Raw genomic sequence first — 24,897 nt, forward strand, 5'->3', positions numbered from 1 at the left:
GCGAGCAAGCCCGCTCCCACAGGGACAGTGTTTACAGATTGACGACGTTGACGAAGCGCGAAGCCGCGGTCTCGTCGATCTTCAGGCTGGTGAAGTCGAACAGGTGGCGGTCGGCCAGTTGCGACGGCACCACGTTCTGCAGACTGCGGAAGATGCTTTCAGTTCGGCCCGGAGTCTTGCGCTCCCAGTCCTGAAGCATTTCCTTGACCACCTGACGCTGCAGGTTTTCCTGCGAACCGCAGAGGTTGCAAGGGATGATCGGGAACTCCTTGAAGTCCGAGTAGGCCTGGATGTCTTTCTCGTTGCAGTAGGCCAGCGGACGGATCACCACGTTGCGCCCGTCGTCGGCGCGCAACTTCGGCGGCATCGCCTTGAGGGTGCCGTTGAAGAACATGTTGAGGAAGAACGTCTCGACGATGTCGTCACGGTGGTGACCGAGGGCCATTTTGGTCGCGCCGATTTCGTCGGCAAAGGTGTACAGCGTGCCGCGACGCAGGCGTGAGCACAGCGAGCAAGTGGTCTTGCCTTCCGGCACCAGCTCCTTGACCACCGAGTAGGTGTCCTTCTCGACGATGTGGTACTCGACGCCCAGTTCTTTCAGGTAGGCCGGCAGCACGTGCTCGGGGAAGCCCGGCTGCTTCTGATCCATGTTCACCGCGACGATCTCGAACTTGATCGGTGCAACCTTCTGCAGGTGCAGCAACACGTCGAGCATGGTGTAGCTGTCCTTGCCCCCGGACAGGCAGACCATGACCTTGTCGCCGTCTTCGATCATGTTGAAATCGGCGACCGCTTCGCCGGCCAGGCGGCGCAGGCGCTTTTGCAGTTTGTTCTGGTTGACCGTAAGAGTGCCCATGACGCGAAATCCGTGAGGTGTGACGAAAGGCGGGCATTTTACGCAAAAACCCGGGGAGCGCGAAGGGCCGTGGGTCTGTCCCTTTCAACCGATCCCCTGTGGCGAGGGAGCTTGCTCCCGCTGGGGTGCGAAGCGCCCCCAAACCTGCAGCCGCTATTTTCCTGACGCACCGAACCGCAAGGATTGGCGACTGCTGCGCAGCCGAGCGGGAGCAAGCTCCCTCGCCACAGAGATGATCCGGCCTAAAATGCGCAAGACCCTGCCGCGATTACGCCCTGTGTTTACAGCGCAATTTGCTCTAAGCCCCTAGTCCCTGTGCGGTCAAGTCCTTTCTATACTGCGACATAAGGTCGCACACATCTGAAGACCTGAATTTGCTCGGCCACCTTGGCCCGTAGGCGCTCCGCTGGGGGGCGATGGCAATAACAAGAGGAGTGACTGGCATGATCCATCACGTAGTGGGACTTTTTACCCACCCCGATCAGGAATGGAAGGAAATCCGTGGCGACCAAGAGGAAAGCATCAGCCACATGTACCTGACGCACACGCTGATTCTCGCGGCGATTCCGGCGGTTTCGGCGTTTATCGGCACCACGCAAGTCGGCTGGGTGATCGGCAACCGCGCACCGGTGATGCTGACCTTTGAAAGCGCACTGTGGATGACCATCATGTCGTACCTGGCGATGCTCGGCGGGGTCGCGGTGATGGGCGCGTTCGTGCACTGGATGGCCCGTACCTATGACGCCAACCCGAGTCTGGCCCGTTGCGTGGCATTCGCCACCTACACCGCGACGCCGTTGTTCGTCGGCGGGCTGGCGGCGCTGTATCCGCACATGTGGCTGGGGATGATCGTCGGCACGGCGGCCATCTGTTACACGGTGTACCTGCTGTATGTCGGGCTGCCGACGTTCATGAACATTCCGTCGGACGAAGGCTTCCTGTTTTCCAGCTCGGTGCTGGCGGTGGGTCTGGTGGTGCTGGTGGCCATCATGGCGTTCACCGTGATTGTCTGGGGCCTCGGCGTGGGGCCGGTGTATACCAACTGACATGTTTCACCCCCGAGAAAAACAAGATCTGCCAATACAGGCCGCCGCAAGGCGGCCTTCTCGTTTGGCGGATGACCATTCGGCAGGTCAGCGATTCGCAAGTCCCAGAGGTTGCGGCATACTCGACGCCTCTGGAGATCCATCAAGCATGCCCGAGCAACTCAATACCCGCGTCGAAGACTGTTACCAACTCGCTGAAGCCTTTTTCAAACGTCATTTCCAACGCCCCGTCGTCAGCCTCAAGCTGCGCGGGCAAAAAGCCGGTGTCGCGCATCTGCACGAGAACCTGCTGCGCTTCAACCCGCAGCTGTACCGGGAAAACACCGAACACTTCCTCAAGCAGACCGTGGCCCACGAAGTCGCGCACCTGATCGCCCATCAACTGTTCGGCGACCGCATCCAGCCGCATGGCGAGGAGTGGCAACTGATCATGCGCGGGGTTTACGAACTGCCGCCGGATCGTTGCCACACCTATGCCGTCAAACGCCGCAGCGTGACCCGCTATATCTACAAATGCCCGTGCGCCGACAGTGATTTTCCGTTTTCGGCGCAGCGTCATAGCCTGGTGCGCCAAGGGCGACGGTACTTGTGCCGGCGCTGCCGCAATACTTTGGTGTTCAGTGGTGAGATGCGGGTGGAATAGCCAGTTTTTGTGTTGCCTCGACTGGCCCCATCGCGAGCAGGCTCACTCCTACAGGTGAAACGCATTTCAATTGTAGGAGTGAGCCTGCTCGCGAAGAGGCCGGTACAGACGCTAGAGAATCACCTTGGCACGCCGCAACTCGGCAATCCGCTCAGGGCTAAACCCCAACTCCCCCAACACCTGCTCCGTATGCTGCCCCAACCCCGCCCCGACATGCCGCGGCGCCGGCAGCGCCTCGGAAAACTTCAGCGGACAGGCAATCTGCGCCTGACTGGAACCGTCGCCGCGCGGCACCTGGGTCACCAGCCCGCGCGCCTGCAACTGCGGATGCTGCACCGCCTCGCTCAGGTTCAAGACCGGTTCGACACAGGCATCGACCCTGGCGAACAGCTCGCACAGCTCGGTGAAATCATGCTTCTCGAACTCGACTTTCAGCGCTTCCTTCAAGGCGCGCTGCTGTTCAGGCCTGGGTGACAAGCCCTGCGCCGCCAACTCCGGCCGGCCCAACGCTTGACACAGTTGCTGCATGAACCCCGGCTCCAGACTGCCCACCGACAACCAACGCCCGTCGCGCGAACGGTAGTAGTCGTAGAAGCTGCCGCCATTGAGCATCTGCTCTTCCCAATGCGGTTCCTCGCCACAGGCCAGATACCCGGCACCGGCCATGGCGTTCAGGCTGAAGGCGCAATCGGTCATGCTCACGTCCAGGTGCGTGCCCTGCCCGGTCTGCTGCCGGGCGATGACCGCCGCCAGCAGGCCGATCACCCCGTGCAACGATCCGCCCGCAACATCCGCCACCTGCATGCCCAGCGGCAACGGCCCGCTGTCGGCGCGGCCGGTGTAGCTGGAGAGCCCGGCCAGTGCCAGATAGTTGATGTCATGCCCGGCGCGATCCTTGTATGGGCCGGTCTGGCCGTAGCCGGTGATCGACACGTAAATCAGCTTCGGATTGATCGCCTTCAGCGCCTCGTACCCCAGGCCCAGACGCTCCATCACACCGGGGCGAAACTGTTCCAGAACGATGTCGTAGTCGGCCAGCAACTGCCTGACCACCTCCAGCGCTTCCGGTTGTTTGAGATCCAGCGCCAGGCTGCGCTTGTTGCGGTTGAGGTAAGCGTGGCTGGCGGACATGCCCTGATCATGCGGCGGCAACACCCGCAGCAGATCCAGGCGCGTCGGCGATTCGATGCGCAGCACTTCGGCGCCCATGTCCGCCAGCAGCAGCGAGGCGAACGGCCCTGGCAACAAGGTAGAGAAATCGAGAATCTTCAGCGAGGCCAGTGGTGCGGACATGGGCGAACTCCTTGGGCGATGCACTCAGCCTAGGCAGCGATGCCGCGCACGGCAATCACCGGATACATCAGCGGCAGTGACCGTAAAGCTCAAATCGCAGGCAATAAAAAACCTGCCGAAGCAGGTTTTTCAGAACACCTGTGGCGAGGGAGCTTGCTCCCGCTGGGTCGCGAAGCGACCCCCTCTTCAAAGAAGGGCCTGCTGCGCAGTCCAGCGGGAGCAAGCTCCCTCGCCACAAGGTATTACCAAATTGCAGTTACTTCACATTGCTCGGGGTTGGGCCTTCAGCCACACCCAGGTCATCTTCTTCACGCTCATCGGAGATACCGCGACCGCCAGAAGCCAGCTCGGCTTGCAGCACGTCGGTGTCCAGCTCTTTCACCCACTTGGCAACCACGATGGTCGCGACGGCGTTGCCGACCAGGTTGGTCAGGGCGCGGGCTTCGGACATGAAGCGATCGATACCGAGGATCAGTGCCAGACCGGCCACCGGCAGGTGACCTACGGCCGACAGGGTGGCGGCCAGCACGATGAAGCCCGAACCGGTCACACCGGCGGCGCCTTTGGAGGACAGCAGCAATACCAGCAGCAGAGTGATCTGGTGAGTGATGTCCATGTGGGTGTCGGTCGCCTGAGCGATGAACACGGCCGCCATGGTCAGGTAGATCGAAGTACCGTCGAGGTTGAACGAGTAACCGGTCGGGATTACCAGACCCACCACGGATTTCTTCGCGCCCAGACGCTCCATCTTGATCAGCATGCGTGGCAGTGCCGATTCCGACGAGGACGTGCCCAGTACGATCAACAGCTCTTCACGGATGTAACGCACCAGTTTAAACACGCTGAAACCGTGAGCACGGCAGATCGCACCCAGCACCACCACCACGAACAGCACGCAGGTGATGTAGAAGCAGATCATCAACTGGCCCAGTTGCACCAGCGAGCCAACGCCGTAGGCACCGATGGTGAAGGCCATCGCGCCGAAAGCACCCAGCGGCGCCAGTTTCATGATCATGTTGATGATGTTGAACATCACGTGGGCGAAGCGATCGATCATGTCCAGCAGCGGACGACCGTACGAACCCAGGCGATGCAGGGCGTAGCCGAAGATCACCGAGAACATCAGCACTTGCAGGATGTCACCGGTGGCGAACGCACCGACGATGGTGTTCGGGATTACATTGAGAAGGAAACCGACAATGCTCTGGTCTTTACTGGCCGTCACATACGTGGCGATTTTCGAGGCGTCCAGGGTGGTGACGTCGATGTGCATGCCGGCGCCCGGTTGCACAACGTTGACCACGATCAGACCGATCAGCAGGGCAATGGTGGAAACGATTTCGAAGTACAGCAGCGCGTAGCCGCCAGTCTTGCCCACCGATTTCATGTTCTGCATGCCGGCGATGCCGCTGACAACGGTACAGAAAATGATCGGGGCGATGACCATTTTGATCAGTTTGATGAACCCGTCACCCAGTGGCTTGAGGGCCACACCGGTCTGTGGGTAGAAGTGACCGAGCAGGATGCCGATGGCGATGGCAACGATCACCTGGAAGTACAGGGATTTGTAGAGTGGCTGACGAGTCGTCATTGCAAATTTCCTCAAGAGTCCCGCGGGGCAACATCCATCTGTTGTCCGCAAAACCTTAAATTGCGAACCCTCCTGCACTGGAGGGATTTGTTGTTGGAACGGCGCTTTTCCTGGTGGATAAACGCACGCTTCTATCGCTCTTATCGCAAACGTCGTGCCACTTTGGTGCAATTCGCTGCAAGCCTTTTGATATCAGGGGATGCGCAGTATTTTTTGTCACTGCCCGGTGACGCCAGTGTGGCGGATTTCCGCCAACTCGGCAGATCTCGTCCTACAATTTGGCGGAAATCCGCCTTGTTGCCCGGCGCATGCCCCGGCTACCATCCGGCGCCTGAGGAAGGATCTGCCGCTTATGCGCGAACGTACCATCGCCAGTCATTTCGCCCGTGCCGCCCTCGGCGGCGCACGCCGTTCGGGGTTCGACTATGCGCCATTGCTGCAGCAACTGGGGATCAGCCCCGAGTTGCTCGATGAGCCACGGGCGCGCATCGCCCCGGAGCAATTCACCCAACTGATCCAGAGCCTGTGGCTGGCGCTGGATGACGAATACCTGGGCTTTGGCAACGCGCCGAGCAAACCCGGCAGTTTCGCGATGATGTGCCACGCGCTGATCCACTGCCGCAATCTGGAGAAGGCGCTGCAACGCGGTTTATTGTTTTATAGCCTATTCCCCGAAGCACCTCGCCTGAGCCTGAGTCGCGAAGACGAATGGGTGCGCCTGAGCCTCGATGACTCGCAGTTATGGGACCCGGATCACTTCCTCAGCGAGAGCCTGCTGGTGATCTGGCATCGTCTCGGCAGTTGGTTGATCGGCCAGCGGATTCGTCTGGAGCAGGCCACCTTCAGTTACTCGAAACCGGCGCACGGTGCCGAATACGACCTGCTGTTCCCCTGCCCGCTGGTGTTTTGCGCCGAGCAGAGCAGCCTGCTGTTTCACAGCCGCTATCTGTCGATGCCGCTGTTGCAGGACGAACGCACCCTCAAGCACTTTCTCGAACGCTCGCCCGCCGACCTGCTGTCACGGCCGGACGACGGCGACAGCCTCAGCAGCCGCCTGCGCCGCTTGCTCAGCCGCGACAGCGCGCACTGGCCGGACCTGGAAGCGGTGGCCGCGCACCTGCACATCAGCCCACAAACCCTGCGCCGGCATTTGCGCGAAGAAGGCACCAGTTTTCAGGAATTGAAGGATCAGTTGCGCCGCGACATCGCGATTTATCACCTGGGACGGGCGGATCTGTCGTTGCAGCAGATTGCCGAGCAACTGGGGTTTTCCGAACCGTCGGCGTTTCACCGGGCGTTCAAGAAATGGACCGGGCTGACACCGGGGGCGTATCGGGCGCAGGAGCAGTAAGACCTGCGGTGAACTGACTGGCGCCATCGCGAGCAGGCTCACTCCTACATTTGAAATGCATTCCCCTTGTAGGAGTGAGCCTGCTCGCGATGACGTCAGAACAGCCATCACCTAAACCGCAGGAAACTGAATCCTGAACGCCGCCCCGCCCATCGGCGAGTCCCCGAGCATCAGCTTGGCGTTGTAGCTCTCGATGATGTCCTTGACCACCGCCAGGCCGATGCCCTGCCCCGGATGCTGACGATCCAGACGTTCGCCACGCTCGAGAATCCGCGCGCGCTGATTCGGTGGCACGCCCGGACCGTCGTCTTCGATGCACAGCTCGATACCCGCGAGGGTCTCGCGCACGCTGATGCGCACTTCGCCCAGGCACAGGCGATAGGCGTTTTCCAGCAGGTTGCCCATCATCTCCAGCAGCGCGCCCTGTTCGATCGGCACATAGCATTGTTCCGGCAGATCGAAGGCCACTCGAACGTGTTTGTCGCGGTAAACCTTGTCCAGCGTGTCGCACAGGCTCTGGAGCACCGGTTGCAGCCGCACCTGATGGCGCACCAGACCGCTTTTGCGCAGGCTGGCCCGTTGCAGTTGATAGCTGATCTGCTGACTCATGCGTTCGATCTGGGTTTGCAGCACCCAGGCCTGATCGCGATCTTCCGGGCGTTGCGCCATGTCCTCACTGACCCCTTGCAGTACCGCCAACGGGGTTTTCAGGCTGTGCGCCAGATCATCGAGAGAATCCCGGTAACGGCTGCGCTGCTGGCGTTCGCTGTGCAGCAAACGGTTGAGCGAGCCGGTCAGGCGCAGCAGTTCGCGCGGGTGCTGTTCGGTGAGACTTTCGCGGGTGCCGCTTTCGATTTCGTCGAGCTCCTGACTGAGCCGGCGCAGCGCCTTGAGGCCCCAAGTCAGGCCGATCCACAACAGCGCCAGCAGCACCAGCAATGCGGCGCCGAAGCCCAGATAAAGATTTTCGCGCAGGCCTTCGAGGGTGTTTTCGTATTCGCGCACCGGTTGCAGGGCGACGATACTGAACGCGGCACTTTTACCGCCGAGCAGTTTGACTTCGACGTCGTAGACGAAGAACTCCTGGCCGCTGGCTTCACGGATCCGCGCGAACTCGTTGCCGAGGCCGTCATAACGCGGTTTGTAATTGATCTGCTCTTCCTGAGTGGCTTTCGATCGCCAGACCAACTTGCCGTCGCGGTCGTAGATATAGCCGAGCAAGCGGAAGTCGGTGAGGTTGAAGCGCTCATCCGGCAACTGCGAGGGCATCACCAAATGACCATTCTCCACCCGTGCGGCGGAGATCAGTGTGGTGACGTCCGAGGCCAGGCGTTGCTCGATAGAATCCTGCAACGCGAGGCTGAACGCACCCTGCATCGCCGGCAGCAAGGCGAGCATGAACAACACCGCCAACGTGGTGGCGGCAAGCATCAAACGAACGCGAAGGGAACGGATCAAGTGCAGCGCTCATTGAACAGATAACCGAGACCACGCACGGTGTCGATCGGTTTGAACCCGCCCGGGCCTTCGAGCTTGCGGCGCAGGCGGCCGACCAGCACTTCGATGACGTTCGGATCACGCTCGTCGTCATCCGGGTAGAGTTGTTCCATCAGGCGATCCTTGGGCACCACTTGCTGGTGGTGGCGCATCAGGTATTCGAGGATGCGGTATTCGTAGGCGGTCAGCGCCAGCGGCTGTTCATCCAGCGACGCCTGCTTGCGATTGAGGTCCAGCAACAGCGGCCCGGCGACGATGGTCGACTGGGTGAAGCCACTGGAGCGGCGCAGCAAGGCATTCAGGCGCGCATCGAGTTCCTCGAACTGGAACGGCTTGACCACGTAGTCGTCGGCCCCTGCGGCCAGGCCTTCGACCTTGTCCTGCCAGTTGCCGCGCGCGGTGAGGATCAGGATCGGAAAGGTCTTGCCGCTCGAGCGCAACTGCCGGATCAGGTCCAGACCGCCCATACCAGGCAGGCCGAGGTCGATCACCGCCAGATCGAAGTTGAACTGTCCGGTCTGGTACAGCGCCTCTTCGGCATTGGCCACGGACTCGACCACGTGACCGCTCTCCGTCAGGCGGGTTTGCAGGTGATGGCGCAACAGCGCTTCATCTTCGACGACCAACAGTTTCATAACGCTCTCCCGGGTAAATCAAAAACTCCAACAACGCAGCTGTGGGAGCGGGCTTGCTCGCGAAAGCGGTGGATCAGTCAACCCGGATGTCGACTGACACATCGCCTTCGCGAGCAAGCCCGCTCCCACTCTGGATCTGGCGGCAACGCTTTAGAAAGCGTAGTTCGCCGACAGATAAGTCTGGGCGCTGCTGGTCAAGTCCAGCGAGCCTTGTTTGCTGCCACCGCTCTCTTTCATTTCAGTGCTGGCGTTGCTCATCAGGTAACGGTAACCGAGTTCCACCGAAACATTCTGCGCGACCTGTTGCAGTACACCGAACTGGCCACCGACGGCGTAACCGATGTCGCTGTCACGGCTGTAGCCTGGCGAGTCCTGAGTCAGCTTGGTCAAACCGGCCGTTGCACCGCCGAACAGTTTGGTGCTGCCGCCCACTGGATAGAACAGATCGTAGCTGCCCAGCAGGTTTTCCTGGCGCAGTTTAATGCCATTGTGCGAACCGGACACGTTGTCGTAAGTCGCGTAGTAACGACCTTGCGAGTTTTGCTGGCCGAGGCGCACGCCGTAAGTGTTGTTGCCGTCGATTGCGCCGCTGGCGTCCGGGTGGCCAAGGTTGTCGTTCAGCGCGTGGGACTTTTTGACCTTGTCACTGCTCTGGCCGAACGTCAGGCCGGCAAAGTTGCTGGTGTCATCGGCGTGTGCCGCAATGCTTGAGCCCAACAAGGTAAAAGCCAGCAGCAGTTTGTTTAGATGATTCATCGCGTTTCCTCTTTCACATTGCTGTTTGGGTATGGCGCAAGGTTACTGACCGGCCCCTGTACCGCCCCTGAACACTCTCTGAACCTGCGCTGAATCAAATCGACTAGGCTGTCCTGACCACTTTCGATAAGGAGACCGACCATGCGCCTGTTCCTCGCCCTCGCCTTGCTCGCCGCCAGCAGTCTGGCCAACGCCGCGATCAAAACTCAGGAGATTCCCTACCAGAGTGCCGACGGCACCAGGCTGATCGGCTACTACGCCTACGACGACGCGATCAAGGGCAAACGCCCGGGAGTCGTGGTGGTGCATGAATGGTGGGGCCTTAACGATTACGCCAAACGTCGCGCCCGCGACCTCGCCGAACTGGGCTACAGCGCGCTGGCGATCGACATGTATGGCGAAGGCAAGAACACCGAGCACCCGAAAGATGCGATGGCGTTCATGCAGGCTGCGACCAAAGACGCCGCGGCCTCCAGCAAACGTTTCGAGGCCGGGTTGAACCTGCTGAAAAAGCAGCCGCAGACCGACGTCAATAAAATCGCCGCCATCGGTTACTGCTTCGGCGGTGGCGTGGTGCTCAACGCCGCGCGTCAGGGCGAGCCGCTGGCGGGCGTGGTGAGTTTCCATGGTGCGCTGGCGACCACCACCCCGGCCGCACCCGGCAGCGTGAAGGCGAAAATTCTGGTCGAGCATGGCGCGCTGGACAGCATGGTCACCGCTGACAACGTCACCGCGTTCAAGAGTGAAATGGACAAGGCCGGCGCCGACTACACATTCGTCAGCCTCGATGGCGCCAGGCACGGCTTCACCAATCCGGATGCCGATCGTTTGAGCCATGGTGATCACGGCGGTCCGGATATCGGTTACAACAAGGCGGCCGATGAAAAATCCTGGGCGGACATGAAGGCGTTCTTCCAGAAGATTTTTGGCTGATCCACATCCACCCTGTAGGAGCTGCCGCAGGCTGCGATCTTTGCTTTTTTAAGATCAAGATCAAAAGATCGCAGCCTTCGGCAGCTCCTACAGGGTCAGCGCCGCCAGATACAGGATTTGGCTCTACCCAGCATCCGCGCCAACCGGCAAAATGCCCGCCATGAATTCCAGCCCGCCCCTCCCCGCCTGCTGCACCCCGCTCGACGCCCATTGGCCGTTGCCCAACGTGTTGCCCGAGACCGTACTGCTCAGCACCCGTTTCGACCCGAAGCAACTGCTGGGCGATGACTTCCAGCGCAGCGCCATCGAGCCGCCGCCGAGCATTCAGCGTTCTGTTGCCAAGCGTCAGGCCGAGTTTCTCGCCGGGCGAATCTGCGCCCGGGCCGCGCTGCAGCAACTGGAAGGCTCAAGCGTGATTCCGGCGATTGGCGAAGACCGTGCGCCGGTGTGGCCGGCGCACATTTGCGGCTCGATCACCCACAGCACCGGGCGTGCAGCGGCGATTGTCGCCAATAAACAGCACTGGCGCGGTTTGGGCATGGATCTGGAAAACCTGCTCGACAGCGACCGCGCCGAACGCCTGGCCGGGGAGATCCTGACGCCGCCGGAGCTGCAGCGCATGGCCGCCGGCTCGCGGGAGCAACTGGGGTTGTGCGTGACCCTGACGTTTTCGGTGAAAGAGAGCCTGTTCAAGGCGCTGTACCCGATTGTGCAGAAGCGCTTTTATTTCGAGCACGCCGAGGTGCTGGAGTGGACGGAGCAGGGTCAGGTTCGGTTGCGTCTGCTGACTGACTTGTCTGGCGAATGGCGTCATGGCACCGAGCTGGAGGCGCAATTTGGGGTGCAGGATGGGCAGTTGTTGAGTCTGGTCAGCATTCCGGCCTGAGGATTTTTCAGCGCCGGTTGCGCCGCTTTCGCGAGCAAGCCCGCTCCCACCCTTGAAATGCATTTCCCTGTGGGAGCGGGCTTGCTCGCGAAGGCGCCATTTCTGCTAACGCAAAACTTAGCGGCGTTCCTGATTCCTCGGCCAGCTCAGACTGAAGCAAGCCCCACCCAGGCTCTTGCTCTTGTTGATCAGCGCCCGACCGTCATGCCAGTGAATGATCCGCCGCACAATCGACAACCCCAAGCCATGCCCGCCCGACGCCCGGGTGCGGCTGTCATCCAGACGCAGGAACGGCGTGAAAATGCGCTCCCACGCCGACTCCGGCACGCCCGGCCCGTCATCCTCGACGTCCACCCGGCAGCGCAACTGCCCGACCTGATAACTCACCGTGACTTTCGAGCGCGCATGGCGCATCGCGTTGCTCACCAGGTTCTGCAACGCCCGATGCAGGAAGCGCGGCTCGGCCTCGACCCAGGCGCCGTCGTTATCCGCTGCCGACAGGCACAACCCGCGCTGCACCGCGACCTCGGCACGCAACGGCGCCAGTTCTTCGATCACCTGATTGATCAGCGCATCGAGATCGATGCGTTGAAAGGTCAGCGCTGGTGAACCCTGTTCCAGACGCGCGTAAGTGAGCATTTCGTCGACCAGTTTATCGAGATCCTCGATGTCGTGGTCCATGCCCTCACGGTACTTTTCCAACGCCTGCGGGGTGGTGGCCGAGCCGATCATCTCCAAACCGAAACGCAGGCGCGCCACCGGCGTGCGCAGTTCGTGGGACACCGCGCGCACCAGTTCGCGCTGGATCGCCAGCAACTGCTGCAAGTGCTCGGCCATGCCGTTGAACGCCGCCGCCAGCCGCCCCACCGAGTCAGCACCGCGGGCCGGTACGCGGGTTTCCAGGCTGCCCTTGGCGATGCGTGTGGCTGCGGCTTCGAGACCACGCAGACGCCGCTCGAGCTGACGCACCAACAGGTAGACGATCAGCCCGATCAGGCTCAGACCGAGGGCCGCAATCAGCACCAGCCATTGCGGCGGGTACGGATTCATCTGATACAGCGGGCCGATCTCCAGCACCCACGGCGTGCCGACCATGCCGGCAAACACCCGGATCGAATCCCCGCCCTTGCCCAGCGCCATCACCGTATCGCCCTCGGACACGCGACGGCTCTGGTCTTCATCCATGTCGGCTTCGTTGACCGTGACCAGCCGCAGATCGAAACCGAAGCCCTTCTCTTCCTTTAATTGCGCCAGTCGCCTGGGCTGTTCGCCGACCGGCACCCGCACCAGTTCATCGGCCAGCAGGTAAATAGTCGCACGCGCCAGTTGCTCGCTGATCTGCTGCACGTCGCCGGTGAGCACCAGTTGCTCTTTCTCGCTGACCATTTTGTAGACCCGCGCCGCATGCGGGCCGGTCTGCTCCACCAACGCCTGGCCGCGCTGCACCCGAGTGCGCTGGGACAAGTCCAGACCGGTCTCGGAGAACGTCTTCAGTGCCAACGGAATTCCCAGCAGACGCTCCCAGACCAACAACGCGCGATGGCGCTCGGTTTGGTTCATCGGTTGCAGGTTGTCGGCCATCAGCGAGAACGTGCCGTGGGCCAGACGCTCGCGGTATTGCTCGCTGCGCACCTGATTGAGCAGGTGCAGCGCCAGCACCCCGAGCACCGCCACCAGAATCAGCGCCGCGCACATGCCGCCATAGATGCGCAGGAAGATCGAATTCACAGGGCCAGATCCACGCAGGCTTCAGGGACGAACAGATAGCCTTTGCTGCGGATGGTTTTGATCAGGCGCGGATGGTCGGGGTCGTCGCCGATTTTCGGGCGGATGCGCGAGATGCGTACATCGATCGAGCGGTCCTGGCCGTCGTAGCCGATGCCGCGCAGCGCGGTGAAGATCTCTTCGCGGGAGAGGATCCGCCCGGCATTCGACACCAGCAGCCAGAGCAAGTCGAATTCGGCGCTGGTCAGTTCGATACCGCTGTCGCCGAGCCAGGCTTCGCGCAAGGCGTTGTCCACCACCAGCGGGCCGAATTGCAGGCGACGGCTTTTTTCCGCGACCGGCTCGGCTGTGTCGCTGCGGCGCAGCAAGGCCTGGATCCGCGCCAGCAACAGCCTTGGACGCACCGGTTTGCACACGTAATCGTCAGCACCGAGGTCGAGGCCTTGAATCTGGTCAGCGTCGTCAGTGCGCGCGGTGAGCATCAGGATCGGCCCGTCGTAACGGTCGCGCACCTTGCGGCAAATGCTCAGGCCGTCTTCACCGGGCAGCATCAGGTCGAGGATCACCAGGTCCGGCTGCTCCTTGATGATCCGCGCCGCCGCCAGCGCGCCGTTGCCTTCGATCTCCACACGCAATCCATTGGCTTGCAGGTATTCGCGGGTGAGTTCGGCCAGACGCTGGTCGTCCTCGACTATCAATACCTGCCAGGCTTCTTGCTCCACCGGTGACCTCTGCTTGCTGTTTTTATTAATAAGGAAGAATGCTCGGCCTGACTCGACTCCCCTGTGGGAGCAGGCTTGCTCGCGAAGACGGCGGCATGGTCAACATGAACATTGCCTGCCCCACCGCTTTCGCGAGCAAGCCCGCTCCCACATTTCTCCGGTCTTTTTGTCATCTTTCGGGAGGATAAGAACGGGTAAGCACCGCTCGATTGTATAAACGGCGTACAGCCAGAACACAAGTCGCCAAATGCGTTCGGACACGGCGGTTTTTTGTGGTAGGGTTCGCGCCCTTAAAATTCCGCTGAAGCGTTTTTCCCGGGTGAAAACCAGTGACAAACGGTCTAGCTCAGCAGGTTCGCGGCCTACACGGGAATTCCTGGTTTCTTACACAATTTACGCACAGGTTTATCCACAGCTAGTACGTTGCAAGCCCTCTCGAAACGCATTATCTTGTAGCACGGCGCGAGGAGAGACCCTACATATAGGGTTTTCCGCTCAGACGACCAACCACATTTCGGACCTGAAACTCAAGCGCTTTATTGCCAGTTTCCGGTTGAACCAAGCAAGTTTTTCAAAGCCCAAACCGCACTTGCGGATGGCGCCGTTTTTCAGGTCGGAAACGACCGGAACGGTACGGGTGTTGCAGTCATTACTGTCACCCGGGAAGGAATCCGGCTCGAGCCCTGGCTCGCAGCCAAAAACTTCGGCAAGGATGCGGCGTCATTAGCCTTTTTCCTACTGGTCCGAAGTTGTTATGCCCGACGCCCGTCGGTTGTAGTGCTTCGGACCAGAACGGTGAGCACCATGATGGTGCCCAAACAAACATAGAGAATGTGGAGATCACCCCCCATGCAAACCGACACAACTCGCGAGAACCCGCAGGGCACCTTGCCGCAGGCAGCCGATTCGAATTCGGATCTGGCCGCCACCGCGCCTGGTCAACTGCGCGTGATCAAGCGTAATGGCACTGTCGTTCCTTACACCGATGACAAGATCACCGTCGCTATCACCAAAGCGTTTCTCGCAGTTGAGGGCGGCACCGCTGCCGCTTCGTCGCGAATCCACGACACCGTTGCGCGCCTGACCGAACAGGTCACCGCGACCTTCAAGCGTCGCATGCCGTCGGGCGGCACCATCCACATCGAAGAAATCCAGGACCAGGTCGAACTGGCCCTGATGCGTGCCGGCGAGCAGAAAGTCGCTCGCGACTACGTGATCTACCGTGACGGCCGTTCGAAAGAACGCGCTGCCCACGCTCCGGTAGAAGCGGCTGTCAACGCACACCCGTCGATCCGCATCACCCGCGCCGACGGCAGCCTCGCGCCGCTGGACATGGGCCGCCTGAACACCATCGTCACCGAAGCCTGCGAAGGCCTGGCTGAAGTCGATGGCGACCTGATCCAGCGCGAAACCCTGAAAAACCTGTACGACGGCGTGGCCCTGAACGACGTCAACACCGCACTGGTGATGACCGCGCGTACTCTGGTTGAACGTGAGCCGAACTACTCGTTCGTCACCGCTCGCCTGCTGATGGACACCCTGCGCGCCGAAGGTCTGGGCTTCCTGGGTGTGGCCGAAAGCGCCACTCACCACGAAATGGCCGACCTGTACGCCAAGGCGCTGCCGGCTTACATCGCCAAAGGTATCGAGTTCGAACTGCTGAACCCTGTGCTGGCGACCTTCGACCTGGAAAAACTGGGCAAGGCGATCAACCACGAGCGCGATCAGCAATTCACCTACCTGGGCCTGCAGACCCTGTACGACCGTTACTTCATCCACAAGGATGGCGTGCGTTTCGAACTGCCGCAGATCTTCTTCATGCGTGTGGCCATGGGCCTGGCGATCGAAGAGAAGCAGAAAGAAGACCGTGCGATCGAGTTCTACAACCTGCTGTCCTCGTTCGACTACATGGCTTCGACCCCGACTCTGTTCAACGCCGGTACCCTGCGTCCACAGCTGTCGAGCTGCTACCTGACCACCGTTCCGGACGACCTGTCGGGCATCTACCACGCGATCCACGACAACGCCATGTTGTCGAAATTCGCTGGCGGCCTGGGCAACGACTGGACCCCTGTGCGTGCCCTGGGTTCGTACATCAAGGGCACCAACGGCAAGTCGCAAGGCGTGGTTCCGTTCCTGAAAGTGGTGAACGACACCGCCGTAGCCGTTAACCAGGGTGGCAAGCGCAAAGGCGCTGTGTGTGCCTACCTGGAAACCTGGCACATGGACATCGAAGAGTTCATCGAACTGCGCAAGAACACCGGTGATGATCGTCGTCGTACCCACGACATGAACACCGCCAACTGGATCCCTGACCTGTTCATGAAGCGCGTCTTCGATGACGGCAAGTGGACCCTGTTCTCGCCATCCGAAGTACCGGACCTGCACGACCTGACCGGTAAAGCCTTCGAAGAGCGTTACGAGTACTACGAAGCCCTGACCGAGTACCCGGGCAAGGTCAAGCTGTTCAAGACCATCCAGGCCAAAGACCTGTGGCGCAAAATGCTTTCCATGCTGTTCGAAACCGGCCACCCATGGCTGACTTTCAAGGATCCGTGCAACCTGCGTAGCCCGCAGCAGCACGTCGGCGTGGTTCACAGCTCGAACCTGTGCACCGAGATCACCTTGAACACCAACAAGGACGAGATCGCCGTTTGCAACCTGGGCTCGATCAACCTGCCGAACCACATCGTCGACGGCAAGCTGGACACCGCCAAGCTGCAACGCACCGTGAACACCGCCGTGCGCATGCTCGACAACGTGATCGACATCAACTACTACTCGGTGCCGCAAGCGAAGAACTCCAACTTCCGCCACCGTCCGGTCGGTCTGGGCATCATGGGCTTCCAGGACGCGCTGTACCTGCAGCACATCCCTTACGGTTCCGACGCTGCCGTCGAGTTCGCCGACAAGTCGATGGAAGCGGTCAGCTACTACGCGATCCAGGCGTCCTGCGACCTGGCGGATGAGCGTGGCGCGTACGAGACCTTCAACGGTTCGCTGTGGTCCAAAGGCATCCTGCCACTGGATTCGCAACAGATCCTGATCGAACAACGCGGCCAGAAGTACATCGATGTTGACCTGAACGAAACCCTGGACTGGGCACCGGTTCGCGCCCGTGTACAGAAAGGCATTCGTAACTCCAACATCATGGCCATCGCACCGACCGCGACGATCGCCAACATCACCGGCGTATCGCAGTCGATCGAACCGACCTACCAGAACCTGTATGTGAAATCGAACCTGTCGGGCGAATTCACCGTGATCAACCCGTACCTGGTTCGCGACCTCAAGGCTCGCGGTCTGTGGGACTCGGTCATGATCAACGACCTGAAGTACTACGACGGTTCGGTTCAGCAGATCGAGCGCATCCCGCAAGAACTCAAAGAGCTCTACGCGACCGCTTTCGAAGTGGACACCAAGTGGATCGTTGACGCGGCAAGCCGTCGTCAGAAGTGGATCGACCAGGCCCAGTCGCTGAACCTGTACATCGCCGGCGCCTCGGGCAAGAAACTCGACGTGACCTACCGCATGGCCTGGTACCGTGGCCTGAAAACCACTTACTACCTCCGTGCCCTGGCTGCGACCAGCACCGAGAAGTCGACCATCAACACCGGTAAGCTGAACGCTGTTTCCAGCGGCGGCAACCACGGCGACGATTCGGTTCTGGCAGCTCCGGCCGGTCCGGCGCCAGTGCCAAAGGCTTGCGCGATCGACGAGCCGGATTGCGAAGCTTGCCAATAAGCTGAGCCGGGGCAGGCGTCGCGAGACGCCTGACTCCTCCAGACAAAGAAAACCCCCGACAGACTTCTGGTGTGTCGGGGGTTTTCTTTTGTCTGCCATTTACGTGCAGGAGCTGTCGAGTGAAACGAGGCTGCTGTAGTGATTATGTGAATCTGACTGAGATTGGTCGGCTCACAGGCCGCTATCGCTGGCAGGCCAGCTCCCACAAGGATTGGGTACACCGGCAAGAGACTGGTCGGCTGTCAGACCGCCTTCGCGAGCAAGCCAGCTCCCACAAGGATTGAGTACACCGGCAAGAGACTGGTCGGCTGTCAGACCGCCTTCGCGAGCAAGCCCACTCCCACAGGGATTGAGTACACCGGCAAGAGATTGGTCGGCTGTCAGACCGCCTTCGCGAGCAAGCCCACTCCCACAAGGATTGGGTACACCGGCAAGAGACTGGTCGGCTGTCAGACCGCCTTCGCGAGCAAGCCAGCTCCCACAAGGATTGAGTACACCGGCAAGAGACTGGTCGGCTGTCAGACCGCCTTCGCGAGCAAGCCCACTCCCACAGGGATTGAGTACACCGGCAAGAGATTGGTCGGCTGTCAGACCGCCTTCGCGAGCAAGCCAGCTCCCACAAGGATTGAGTACACCGGCAAGAGATTGGTCGGCTGTCAGGCCGCCATCGCCAGCAGGCTGGCTCCTACAATTCAGAAAGCGTACAGCCCATGCGGCAAAGCCGCCCCACTCAACAGGATGAGCGCAAGCTCGGCTGCAGCTTTTGATCTTCAAGGCCCCGTCGGCAGGCTGAGTGGAGGGATTGATCCGGGGGGCGGGAGCGTAGCGACCGTTTGGCGAAGCCAAACACATCGAAAGGAGGTGCAGCGAAGCAAACCGGAGGCGATGCGCCCGGATCGATCCCGGAGCGAAGGAACCCGAGCCACGGCGAGGGCCGAACGTTGGGGCCAAGCGTTTTGGTTACTTTTGGGCGTCTGCAAAAGTGACTCGCCGTAAGGGCGAAACCCTAAGTAGCCGTTACCGCAGCAACGGATAAGCCCGCAAAACAATAGCCCACAAAAAAGCCCCTCAAAAAGAGGGGCTCCCTTGCACAACCAGAAACCGCAATCAGGTCATCTGAATGATGGTCTGCATGATGGTGCTCTGGGTCGAAATGGTCTTCGCGTTCGCCTGATAGTTGCTCTGGCCCTTGATCAGGTCCACCAGCTCGTTGGTCAGGTTAACGTTCGACTCTTCCAGCGAGTTGGATACCACCTCACCCAAGGTCCCGGTTTTCGGCGCGTCGTAGCCCGGAATACCGGAAGCGAAGGTTTCTTTCCAGCTGGTACCACCGATAGCCTGCAGGCCTTGTTCGTTGGTGAAGCTGGCCAGCGCAACCTGGCCGATGGCCTTGCTCTGGTTGTTGCTGAAGTTGGCGAACAGGGTGCCGGTGCCGTCGATGGTCAGGTTGGTGATCTGGCCAGTGGCGTAACCATCCTGAGTCGGGATCGAACGGGCAGTATCGGCGTTGTACTGGGTGGTCTGAGCCATCGAAATGGTGATGCCTGCCGGGTTCGCGGCTGCACCATTAGGCTTGAACGTACCGTTGATCACATTACCCGGGACCCAGCCACTGAGCTTGAGGTCACTGCTGATCACCGGACCCGGCAGAGTGCTGACCTGAGTCAGCTTGCCAGCGGAGTCAAATGTCATGGTCGAAGGTGTCGGCGCGGTGACCTTCGGATCGCTACCGGTAGCGTCCGGGTTACGACCGTCTACCAGGGTGTAGACCTTCCAAGTGTTGGCACCGGTCTTGACCACGTACTGATCCATCGGGTGCATGTTGCCCTGACTGTCATAGATCGGCGTGCTGAACGACTTGGTGTAGGTCGCGAGGTTGTTCGGATCGAACTTGCCGGCGGCCACTGTGTCGTCGATCACTGGAGCGGTCGAGTTCAGGTTGATGGTCGAGGTCACCAGCGAGGTGGACTTCGGCGCCAGGTTGGAAGTGTCGATCTTCAGGTCAGTCAACACACCATTGACGATCTTGCCATTGGCATCCACACCGTAACCTTGCAGACGCGAGGTGTAGTCGGTGTTGGTGATGTAACCGGCATTGTCGACTTTGAACGTGCCAGCACGGGTATAGGAGATCGAGCCGTTGTTGCTCATGGTGAAGAAGCCGGAACCATTAATACCCATGTCCAGCACGTTACCGGTGTTGTTGATATCACCCTGGGTGAACTGCTGAGAAACGTTGGCCAGACGTACACCGTTACCGATGACCTTGCTGCCACTGCCCAGACGGGTCGACGAGTAAACGTCTTCGAATTCTGCACGGGACGATTTGAAACCGGCGGTCGCGACGTTGGCGATGTTGTTGCCGGTCACGTCCAGTTGTTTGTTGGCTGCATAGAGACCGCTAAGGCCGATATTGAAAGACATATTCCACTCCTTTGTGCCGGTTAGTCGGCTCTATATACCAATGGTTTGTACTTTGGACAGGGCGACGGTGCCCTTGCCGGACAGGTTGAGCATCAGCTCGCCACCGGTCTGGCTGATGGTCACGCTGTTGACCGTGGCTGGCAGGTAGGTCGCCAGGTCAGTCGCGGTGCCATTGATCGAGGCGTTGGCTTTGACGGTATAGGTACCGGTCTTCACCAGATTGCCGTCCTTGTCCTTGCCGTCCCAGGTGAAGCTTGCGCTGCCTGCGGCGCGACTGCCCAGATCGATGGTGCGAACCACCGTGCCGCTGCTGTCGGTAATGCTGACGGTGCCACCGGCAATCGACGACGGCACGGTGACCGAACCGGTCATGCCTTTGCTCGGGTCGTCCAATTGCACGGTGTTGGTCTGCACGATCACGTTACGGCCAACCAGCGACGACGCCTGCAGGGCTTGCGAGGAGCTGTAGTTGCCGGCCAGCGAACTGACGGTGCTGTTGAGGGTGGTGATGCCCTCAAGGCTGCTGAACTGCGCCAACTGTGCTACGAAGGCACTGTTGTCCTGCGGATCGAGCGGGTTCTGGTTTTTCAGCTGGGTGACCAGCAGTTGCAGGAACGCATCCTTGCCCAGTGCCTGGCCGCCGGTGGTGCTGTTGGTGGCCGAAGCAATGCCGCCGGTGGTCGAACTGCTCGTTTTCTTCGAGGAGTTCGCCAAGATGTCATTCATGCTCAGGCTGCTGGTGGTATCGGAAACACTCATGGCAGTCGCCCCTTATCACTGACCGAGGGTCAGTACCTTCTGCATCATGGTTTTGGCGGTGTTCATCATTTCGGCGTTGGTCTGGAACGAACGGCTCGCGGAAATCATGTCAGCCATTTCTTCCACCACGTTGACGTTCGGGTAGTAGACGTAGCCCTTGGCGTCAGCGGCCGGATGGTTCGGCTCGTAACGCGCTTCGAGATTGCTCTGGTCTTCGACCACGCCAAGTACCTGCACGCCCTGCCCTGCGGCGTCCTGGCTCTGGAACAGCGAGTTGCTGCCACTGTTCTGGCCGCCCTGGAACATGGTGGCGAACACCGGGTGACGGGCGCGGTAGGTCTGGTCGATGCTCGACGAAACGGTTTCGGCGTTGGCGATGTTCGAAGCCACGGTGTTCAGACGCGTGGTTTGTGCGCTCATGCCGCTGCCGGCAATGTTGAAAACGCTGGACAGGGACATGGATTACTCTCCGCGCAGGGCTGACACCAGCCCTTTGAATTTGCTGTTGAGCAGGGTGAAGCTGGCCTGGAAGCCGACCGCGTTTTCCGCGTAGTTCGACTGCTCAAGCTGGGCGTCCACGGTGTTCTGGTCAATCGAAGGCTGCATCGGCGTGCGATACATCAGCGACTCGTCGCCATTGCCCAGGCCTTCAGCTTCGATGTGACGGCTGTTGGTCATGTTCAGGGCGATGGTGCCGTGGGCGTTCTTCTGGGTCTGTGCTTCAAGCACTTTGGAGAAGTCCAGATCCCGAGCCTTGTAGTTCGGGGTATCGGCGTTGGCGATGTTGTTGGCCAACACTTCGGCACGCTGGGCGCGGAAGCCCAATGCCTTTTCGTGAATGCCGAGCGCTTTATCGAAGCTGATGCTCATGTCGGGAACCTTCGGGTGACCGGTTTTTCGTAACTGAGCTTTAGCAAGCGCCGTGCCAAACAGAACAACCCCCGTAAACCGGGGCTTTGCGAGGAGTCGGCAAAGCGGCAATGCCAGAAAAGCGGCAAACGGTTTCCGCCAGATGCCGCTTTTCTGCCGCCTGTCCCCTCCCACCGACACCGTACGACTGTGGGAGCGGACTTGCTCGCGAAGGCGTCATCTCAGTCAATATTTGTTTTCCTGACACACCGCCTTCGCGAGCAAACCCGCTCCCACAGGGGATTTGTGGTGTGTGAGGGCGATAATTCAGGCACAAAAAAAACGGCAGGCCTTTGCGGGCCTGCCGTTTTTTCGTATTGCCGATGCAATCACTTCGCCTGGTAAATGATCCCCGGGCTGCACTGGACCATCTGGTAATGATCCGGCAAACCGTTCAGCGCTTCGGACGCGCCAAGGAACAGGTACCCGCCCGGCTTCAGCGTGCTGTGAATGCGCAACAGGATGTCTTTCTTCACCTCGGCGGAGAAGTAGATCAGCACGTTGCGGCAGAACACGATGTCGAACTTGCCCAGACTCGCGTAGCTGTCGAGCAGGTTGAACGAACGGAATTCCACCCGGTTCTTGATCGGCGCCTTGATCACCCAGCGCCCCGGCCCTTTCGGATCGAAGTAGCGCTGCAGACGATCGGCGGACAAACCGCGGCCGATCGCCAGGCTGTCGTACTCGCCGGTCTTGCAGTTGGTCAGCATGCTGCCGGACAAGTCCGTGGCAACAATCTGCACGCCCATCTTCAACTGACCGAGGTTGCTGCGCTCGAACTCATCGATCGACATCGACAGCGAATACGGTTCCTGACCCGACGAGCACGCCGCCGACCAGATCCGCAGACGCTGGTTGGGACTGGCCTTGATCGCCTCGGGCAGCACCTTGTTCTTCAAGACTTCAAACGGATAGGTGTCCCGAAACCACAGGGTTTCGTTGGTCGTCATGGCATCGACCACCTGCTCGCGCAAACCGCTGCGCGGCTGGGTCTGGATGCGCTGTACCAGCTCACCCAGGGACTTGATGCCTTGCTGCTCCATCAGTTTGTTGAGACGGCTCGAGACCAGGTACTGCTTGTTTTCACCGAGCAAAATGCCACAGGCTTTTTCCAGGAAGACCCGGAATTGTTCGAAATCCAAATTACCCGTAGACAATGATGCCGCCTCTTAAATCGTGTTGACCGCCAGGGACAAAAGGCCCCTAGCTGATATCTGCTGCTTTGATCCGGTCGACTACCCGGGATGCCAGGTCATCAGGACGGAATTTGGCCAGGAAGTCATCGGCACCGACTTTCTTGACCATCGCCTGATTGAATACCCCCGACAACGAAGTATGCAGGATGATATGAAGCTTTTGCATGCGCGGGTCGCTGCGGATCTCCGCCGTCAGGGTGTACCCGTCCATCTCCGGCATCTCGATGTCGGAAATCATCATCAGGAACTCTTCTTCCGGCTTCTTGCCCTCTTCGACCAGCTTGCGCAAGTAATCCAGCGCCTGCTTGCCGTCGTTCAGCGCCACCACTTCGACCCCGATCGTCTGCAGGCAACGCGTGACCTGCTTGCGCGCCACCGACGAGTCATCGACCGTCAGCACCCGCAGCGACAACGCCTTGCTCTGGGTTTCGACATCGACCACACCGACCGAAATCGCCTCAGGCGTCGGCGCCACTTCCGCCAGCACCTTCTCGACATCGATGATTTCGACTAACTGATTGTCGACCCGAGTCACAGCCGTCAGGTAGTGATCTCGCCCGGTGCCCTTGGGCGGTGGATGGATCTCTTCCCAGTTCATGTTGACGATGCGCTCCACCGAGCGGACCAGGAAACCCTGGGTCTTGGTGTTGTACTCCGTGATGATCACGAACGGACTGTTCTTGTCTTTCAACGCCCCGGAACCGGTCGCCATTGCCAGATCAAGGATCGGAATGGTCGCCCCCCGGATATTCGCCACCCCGCACACGACAGGACTGGACTTGGGCATCAACGTCAACGACGGGCATTGCAGCACTTCCCGCACCTTGAACACGTTGATTCCGTAGAGCTGTTGGCCGTCGAGACGGAACAACAACAGCTCCAGGCGATTCTGCCCCACCAGTTGCGTGCGCTGGTTTACCGAATCCATTACACCAGCCATGCCCAGACTCCTACACCAACGCCAAGTGTTGTTGCGACGCACATTCATTGCTAAACGGCACGGCGCTTGCTTTTTAACTCGTATGAACGCTCAAACGACATTTTTTCGACGCCTGACCTCCCGCACCCGCAAAGCGCTGTGCGCGGTGTCTGCCGTCTGCTTCTTCTTCGCTGGCAGCCCTGCCGGTGCTGATACGGTTACCTTGCCTGACATGCTTATCGGCGTCACTCAGGGCTTTCTTGAGTTCACCGTAGAAGACTATCTGGCTACCAGTCAAACGGAAGGCCGCTACGAAATCGAGGTCAACCAGCTCGACCCGCGCATGCGCATGCCTATGTGCGACAAGGAATTGACAGCCTCGCTGGAGAGCCCGGCGCGGCCGCTGGGCCGGGTTACGGTCAAGGTCCGGTGCGAAGGAAGTTCGCCGTGGACGGTGTTCGTGCCCGCTCAAGTCCGCCTGTTTCGCGAGATTGTCACCACCACCCGTCCGCTCAAGCGCGCCGGGATTATCGGGCCGCAGGATGTGACCTTGCGCGAGCGCGACGTCAGTGTGATCAATCAAGGTTTCCTGACCTCGGTAGACGAGGCGATCGGGCAGAAATTAACCCGACCAACGGTCGCCGATCAGGTCATTACTCTGGTGCATCTGGAACAGGCAGAAGTGGTGCGCAAAGGTGATCAAGTGGTCATCACCGCCCGCAGTGGCACGCTCGCCGTGCGCATGCCCGGCGAAGCCCTGGCCAACGGCGGTCTGAAAGAACAGATTCGGGTGAAAAACCTCAATTCCAACCGGGTGATCAAGGCGCAAGTCGTTGCGCCGGGCCAGGTGGAAGTGGCCATGTAAAACGCTCTCGCAGAAAACTGGCGCCAGCCCCGACGCTTCCCTAAACTGTGCCGCAGCAGGACACGCTTCGGCACATGCAGCTCATTGCAAAGTGAGCCTAAAGTTTTCCAGGGAATGGCCGAAAACATGGCAAGCGTCCAAATTCCC

The 24,897-nt window shown here is 60.1% G+C and carries 21 protein-coding genes; 7 read left to right on the forward strand and 14 right to left on the reverse strand.

Going from position 1 to position 24,897, the window contains the following annotated elements:
• Positions 1-31 precede the first annotated feature (31 nt).
• Positions 32-856: a tRNA 2-thiocytidine(32) synthetase TtcA gene (ttcA, locus tag ACS4NR_RS14295; RefSeq protein WP_456017727.1), complete on the reverse strand. Its 825-nt coding sequence runs from the start codon at positions 854-856 to the stop codon at positions 32-34.
• 443 nt (positions 857-1,299) lie between these two features.
• Here ttcA and ACS4NR_RS14300 point away from each other — a divergent pair, with 443 nt between their 5' ends.
• Both ACS4NR_RS14300 and ACS4NR_RS14305 read left to right on the forward strand, forming a co-directional pair.
• Positions 1,300-1,902 carry a Yip1 family protein gene (locus ACS4NR_RS14300; RefSeq protein ID WP_016773629.1) on the forward strand — a complete coding sequence of 201 codons (603 nt, stop codon included), beginning with the start codon at positions 1,300-1,302 and terminating at the stop codon, positions 1,900-1,902.
• 148 nt (positions 1,903-2,050) lie between these two features.
• A complete protein-coding gene (locus ACS4NR_RS14305) occupies positions 2,051-2,545 on the forward strand; it encodes a SprT family zinc-dependent metalloprotease (RefSeq protein ID WP_041067555.1) in 495 nt (164 codons plus the stop codon).
• Positions 2,546-2,656: 111 nt separating this feature from the next.
• Here ACS4NR_RS14305 and ACS4NR_RS14310 read toward each other — a convergent pair whose 3' ends face one another.
• Together ACS4NR_RS14310 and ACS4NR_RS14315 are read right to left on the reverse strand one after the other, a co-directional pair.
• Positions 2,657-3,838, reverse strand: coding sequence for a CaiB/BaiF CoA transferase family protein (locus tag ACS4NR_RS14310; RefSeq protein WP_456017728.1), 1,182 nt, complete (start codon positions 3,836-3,838; stop codon positions 2,657-2,659).
• Between the two features lie 256 nt (positions 3,839-4,094).
• Positions 4,095-5,429 (reverse strand): dicarboxylate/amino acid:cation symporter, encoded by a 1,335-nt coding sequence (locus ACS4NR_RS14315; protein WP_095137152.1) that lies wholly within the window; start codon positions 5,427-5,429, stop codon positions 4,095-4,097.
• A gap of 352 nt (positions 5,430-5,781) precedes the next feature.
• Between ACS4NR_RS14315 and ACS4NR_RS14320 the strand changes: the two genes are divergently transcribed.
• Positions 5,782-6,780 (forward strand): AraC family transcriptional regulator, encoded by a 999-nt coding sequence (locus ACS4NR_RS14320; protein ID WP_166497749.1) that lies wholly within the window; start codon positions 5,782-5,784, stop codon positions 6,778-6,780.
• A 111-nt stretch (positions 6,781-6,891) separates the two neighbouring features.
• Here ACS4NR_RS14320 and ACS4NR_RS14325 read toward each other — a convergent pair whose 3' ends face one another.
• The 3 genes from ACS4NR_RS14325 to ACS4NR_RS14335 form a co-directional block, all read right to left on the reverse strand.
• Positions 6,892-8,238: an ATP-binding protein gene (locus ACS4NR_RS14325; protein ID WP_095137150.1), complete on the reverse strand. Its 1,347-nt coding sequence runs from the start codon at positions 8,236-8,238 to the stop codon at positions 6,892-6,894.
• A complete protein-coding gene (locus tag ACS4NR_RS14330; RefSeq protein ID WP_095137149.1) occupies positions 8,235-8,912 on the reverse strand; it encodes a response regulator transcription factor in 678 nt (225 codons plus the stop codon). The genes ACS4NR_RS14325 and ACS4NR_RS14330 overlap by 4 nt, the downstream gene beginning before the upstream one ends.
• A gap of 150 nt (positions 8,913-9,062) precedes the next feature.
• A complete protein-coding gene (locus ACS4NR_RS14335) occupies positions 9,063-9,668 on the reverse strand; it encodes a hypothetical protein (protein WP_095137148.1) in 606 nt (201 codons plus the stop codon).
• Between the two features lie 141 nt (positions 9,669-9,809).
• On the opposite strand from ACS4NR_RS14335, the gene ACS4NR_RS14340 reads away from it, so the two are divergent.
• Together ACS4NR_RS14340 and ACS4NR_RS14345 are read left to right on the forward strand one after the other, a co-directional pair.
• On the forward strand, positions 9,810-10,601 hold the full coding sequence (locus ACS4NR_RS14340; protein WP_456017729.1) for a dienelactone hydrolase family protein: 792 nt from the start codon (positions 9,810-9,812) through the stop codon (positions 10,599-10,601).
• Between the two features lie 160 nt (positions 10,602-10,761).
• Positions 10,762-11,487 (forward strand): 4'-phosphopantetheinyl transferase family protein, encoded by a 726-nt coding sequence (locus ACS4NR_RS14345; protein ID WP_456017730.1) that lies wholly within the window; start codon positions 10,762-10,764, stop codon positions 11,485-11,487.
• A 117-nt stretch (positions 11,488-11,604) separates the two neighbouring features.
• Here the strand turns inward: ACS4NR_RS14345 and ACS4NR_RS14350 are convergent, their stop codons facing one another.
• Both ACS4NR_RS14350 and ACS4NR_RS14355 read right to left on the reverse strand, forming a co-directional pair.
• Complete coding sequence (locus ACS4NR_RS14350; protein WP_456017731.1) at positions 11,605-13,215, reverse strand: ATP-binding protein; 1,611 nt, start codon at positions 13,213-13,215, stop codon at positions 11,605-11,607.
• Positions 13,212-13,934 carry a response regulator gene (locus ACS4NR_RS14355; protein WP_115984172.1) on the reverse strand — a complete coding sequence of 241 codons (723 nt, stop codon included), beginning with the start codon at positions 13,932-13,934 and terminating at the stop codon, positions 13,212-13,214. Before ACS4NR_RS14355 ends, ACS4NR_RS14350 begins: the two co-directional genes overlap by 4 nt.
• A gap of 849 nt (positions 13,935-14,783) precedes the next feature.
• Between ACS4NR_RS14355 and ACS4NR_RS14360 the strand changes: the two genes are divergently transcribed.
• A complete protein-coding gene (locus ACS4NR_RS14360) occupies positions 14,784-17,678 on the forward strand; it encodes a ribonucleoside-diphosphate reductase subunit alpha (RefSeq protein WP_047599692.1) in 2,895 nt (964 codons plus the stop codon).
• A 1,107-nt stretch (positions 17,679-18,785) separates the two neighbouring features.
• Here the strand turns inward: ACS4NR_RS14360 and flgE are convergent.
• From flgE to ACS4NR_RS14390, 6 genes are all read right to left on the reverse strand, one after another.
• Positions 18,786-20,102 (reverse strand): flagellar hook protein FlgE, encoded by a 1,317-nt coding sequence (gene flgE / locus ACS4NR_RS14365; RefSeq protein WP_166497745.1) that lies wholly within the window; start codon positions 20,100-20,102, stop codon positions 18,786-18,788.
• A gap of 30 nt (positions 20,103-20,132) precedes the next feature.
• Positions 20,133-20,861 carry a flagellar hook assembly protein FlgD gene (gene flgD, locus ACS4NR_RS14370; protein WP_166497744.1) on the reverse strand — a complete coding sequence of 243 codons (729 nt, stop codon included), beginning with the start codon at positions 20,859-20,861 and terminating at the stop codon, positions 20,133-20,135.
• 15 nt (positions 20,862-20,876) lie between these two features.
• Positions 20,877-21,320: a flagellar basal body rod protein FlgC gene (gene flgC / locus ACS4NR_RS14375; RefSeq protein ID WP_003227217.1), complete on the reverse strand. Its 444-nt coding sequence runs from the start codon at positions 21,318-21,320 to the stop codon at positions 20,877-20,879.
• A 3-nt stretch (positions 21,321-21,323) separates the two neighbouring features.
• Complete coding sequence (flgB, locus tag ACS4NR_RS14380; protein ID WP_122604926.1) at positions 21,324-21,731, reverse strand: flagellar basal body rod protein FlgB; 408 nt, start codon at positions 21,729-21,731, stop codon at positions 21,324-21,326.
• 368 nt (positions 21,732-22,099) lie between these two features.
• On the reverse strand, positions 22,100-22,927 hold the full coding sequence (cheR, locus tag ACS4NR_RS14385) for a protein-glutamate O-methyltransferase CheR (protein WP_007963053.1): 828 nt from the start codon (positions 22,925-22,927) through the stop codon (positions 22,100-22,102).
• A 46-nt stretch (positions 22,928-22,973) separates the two neighbouring features.
• Positions 22,974-23,906: a chemotaxis protein CheV gene (locus tag ACS4NR_RS14390; RefSeq protein WP_095137138.1), complete on the reverse strand. Its 933-nt coding sequence runs from the start codon at positions 23,904-23,906 to the stop codon at positions 22,974-22,976.
• 82 nt (positions 23,907-23,988) lie between these two features.
• Here ACS4NR_RS14390 and flgA point away from each other — a divergent pair, with 82 nt between their 5' ends.
• Complete coding sequence (gene flgA / locus ACS4NR_RS14395; protein WP_115984176.1) at positions 23,989-24,750, forward strand: flagellar basal body P-ring formation chaperone FlgA; 762 nt, start codon at positions 23,989-23,991, stop codon at positions 24,748-24,750.
• Positions 24,751-24,897 lie beyond the last annotated feature (147 nt).

Source organism: Pseudomonas sp. JQ36 (genome assembly GCF_053851495.1).

What these genes read in the sequence shown, in the direction of transcription:
- flgD (WP_166497744.1), bottom strand. Translation starts at nt 20,861, where the DNA reads ATGAGTGTTTCCGATACCACCAGCAGCCTGAGCATGAATGACATCTTG.
- ACS4NR_RS14315 (WP_095137152.1), bottom strand. Translation starts at nt 5,429, where the DNA reads ATGACGACTCGTCAGCCACTCTACAAATCCCTGTACTTCCAGGTGATC.
- flgE (WP_166497745.1), bottom strand. Translation starts at nt 20,102, where the DNA reads ATGTCTTTCAATATCGGCCTTAGCGGTCTCTATGCAGCCAACAAACAA.
- flgA (WP_115984176.1), top strand. Translation starts at nt 23,989, where the DNA reads ATGAACGCTCAAACGACATTTTTTCGACGCCTGACCTCCCGCACCCGC.
- ACS4NR_RS14360 (WP_047599692.1), top strand. Translation starts at nt 14,784, where the DNA reads ATGCAAACCGACACAACTCGCGAGAACCCGCAGGGCACCTTGCCGCAG.
- ACS4NR_RS14310 (WP_456017728.1), bottom strand. Translation starts at nt 3,838, where the DNA reads ATGTCCGCACCACTGGCCTCGCTGAAGATTCTCGATTTCTCTACCTTG.
- ACS4NR_RS14330 (WP_095137149.1), bottom strand. Translation starts at nt 8,912, where the DNA reads ATGAAACTGTTGGTCGTCGAAGATGAAGCGCTGTTGCGCCATCACCTG.
- flgB (WP_122604926.1), bottom strand. Translation starts at nt 21,731, where the DNA reads ATGAGCATCAGCTTCGATAAAGCGCTCGGCATTCACGAAAAGGCATTG.
- ACS4NR_RS14305 (WP_041067555.1), top strand. Translation starts at nt 2,051, where the DNA reads ATGCCCGAGCAACTCAATACCCGCGTCGAAGACTGTTACCAACTCGCT.
- ACS4NR_RS14300 (WP_016773629.1), top strand. Translation starts at nt 1,300, where the DNA reads ATGATCCATCACGTAGTGGGACTTTTTACCCACCCCGATCAGGAATGG.
- ACS4NR_RS14390 (WP_095137138.1), bottom strand. Translation starts at nt 23,906, where the DNA reads ATGGCTGGTGTAATGGATTCGGTAAACCAGCGCACGCAACTGGTGGGG.
- ACS4NR_RS14320 (WP_166497749.1), top strand. Translation starts at nt 5,782, where the DNA reads ATGCGCGAACGTACCATCGCCAGTCATTTCGCCCGTGCCGCCCTCGGC.
- flgC (WP_003227217.1), bottom strand. Translation starts at nt 21,320, where the DNA reads ATGTCCCTGTCCAGCGTTTTCAACATTGCCGGCAGCGGCATGAGCGCA.
- ACS4NR_RS14345 (WP_456017730.1), top strand. Translation starts at nt 10,762, where the DNA reads ATGAATTCCAGCCCGCCCCTCCCCGCCTGCTGCACCCCGCTCGACGCC.
- ttcA (WP_456017727.1), bottom strand. Translation starts at nt 856, where the DNA reads ATGGGCACTCTTACGGTCAACCAGAACAAACTGCAAAAGCGCCTGCGC.
- ACS4NR_RS14335 (WP_095137148.1), bottom strand. Translation starts at nt 9,668, where the DNA reads ATGAATCATCTAAACAAACTGCTGCTGGCTTTTACCTTGTTGGGCTCA.
- ACS4NR_RS14340 (WP_456017729.1), top strand. Translation starts at nt 9,810, where the DNA reads ATGCGCCTGTTCCTCGCCCTCGCCTTGCTCGCCGCCAGCAGTCTGGCC.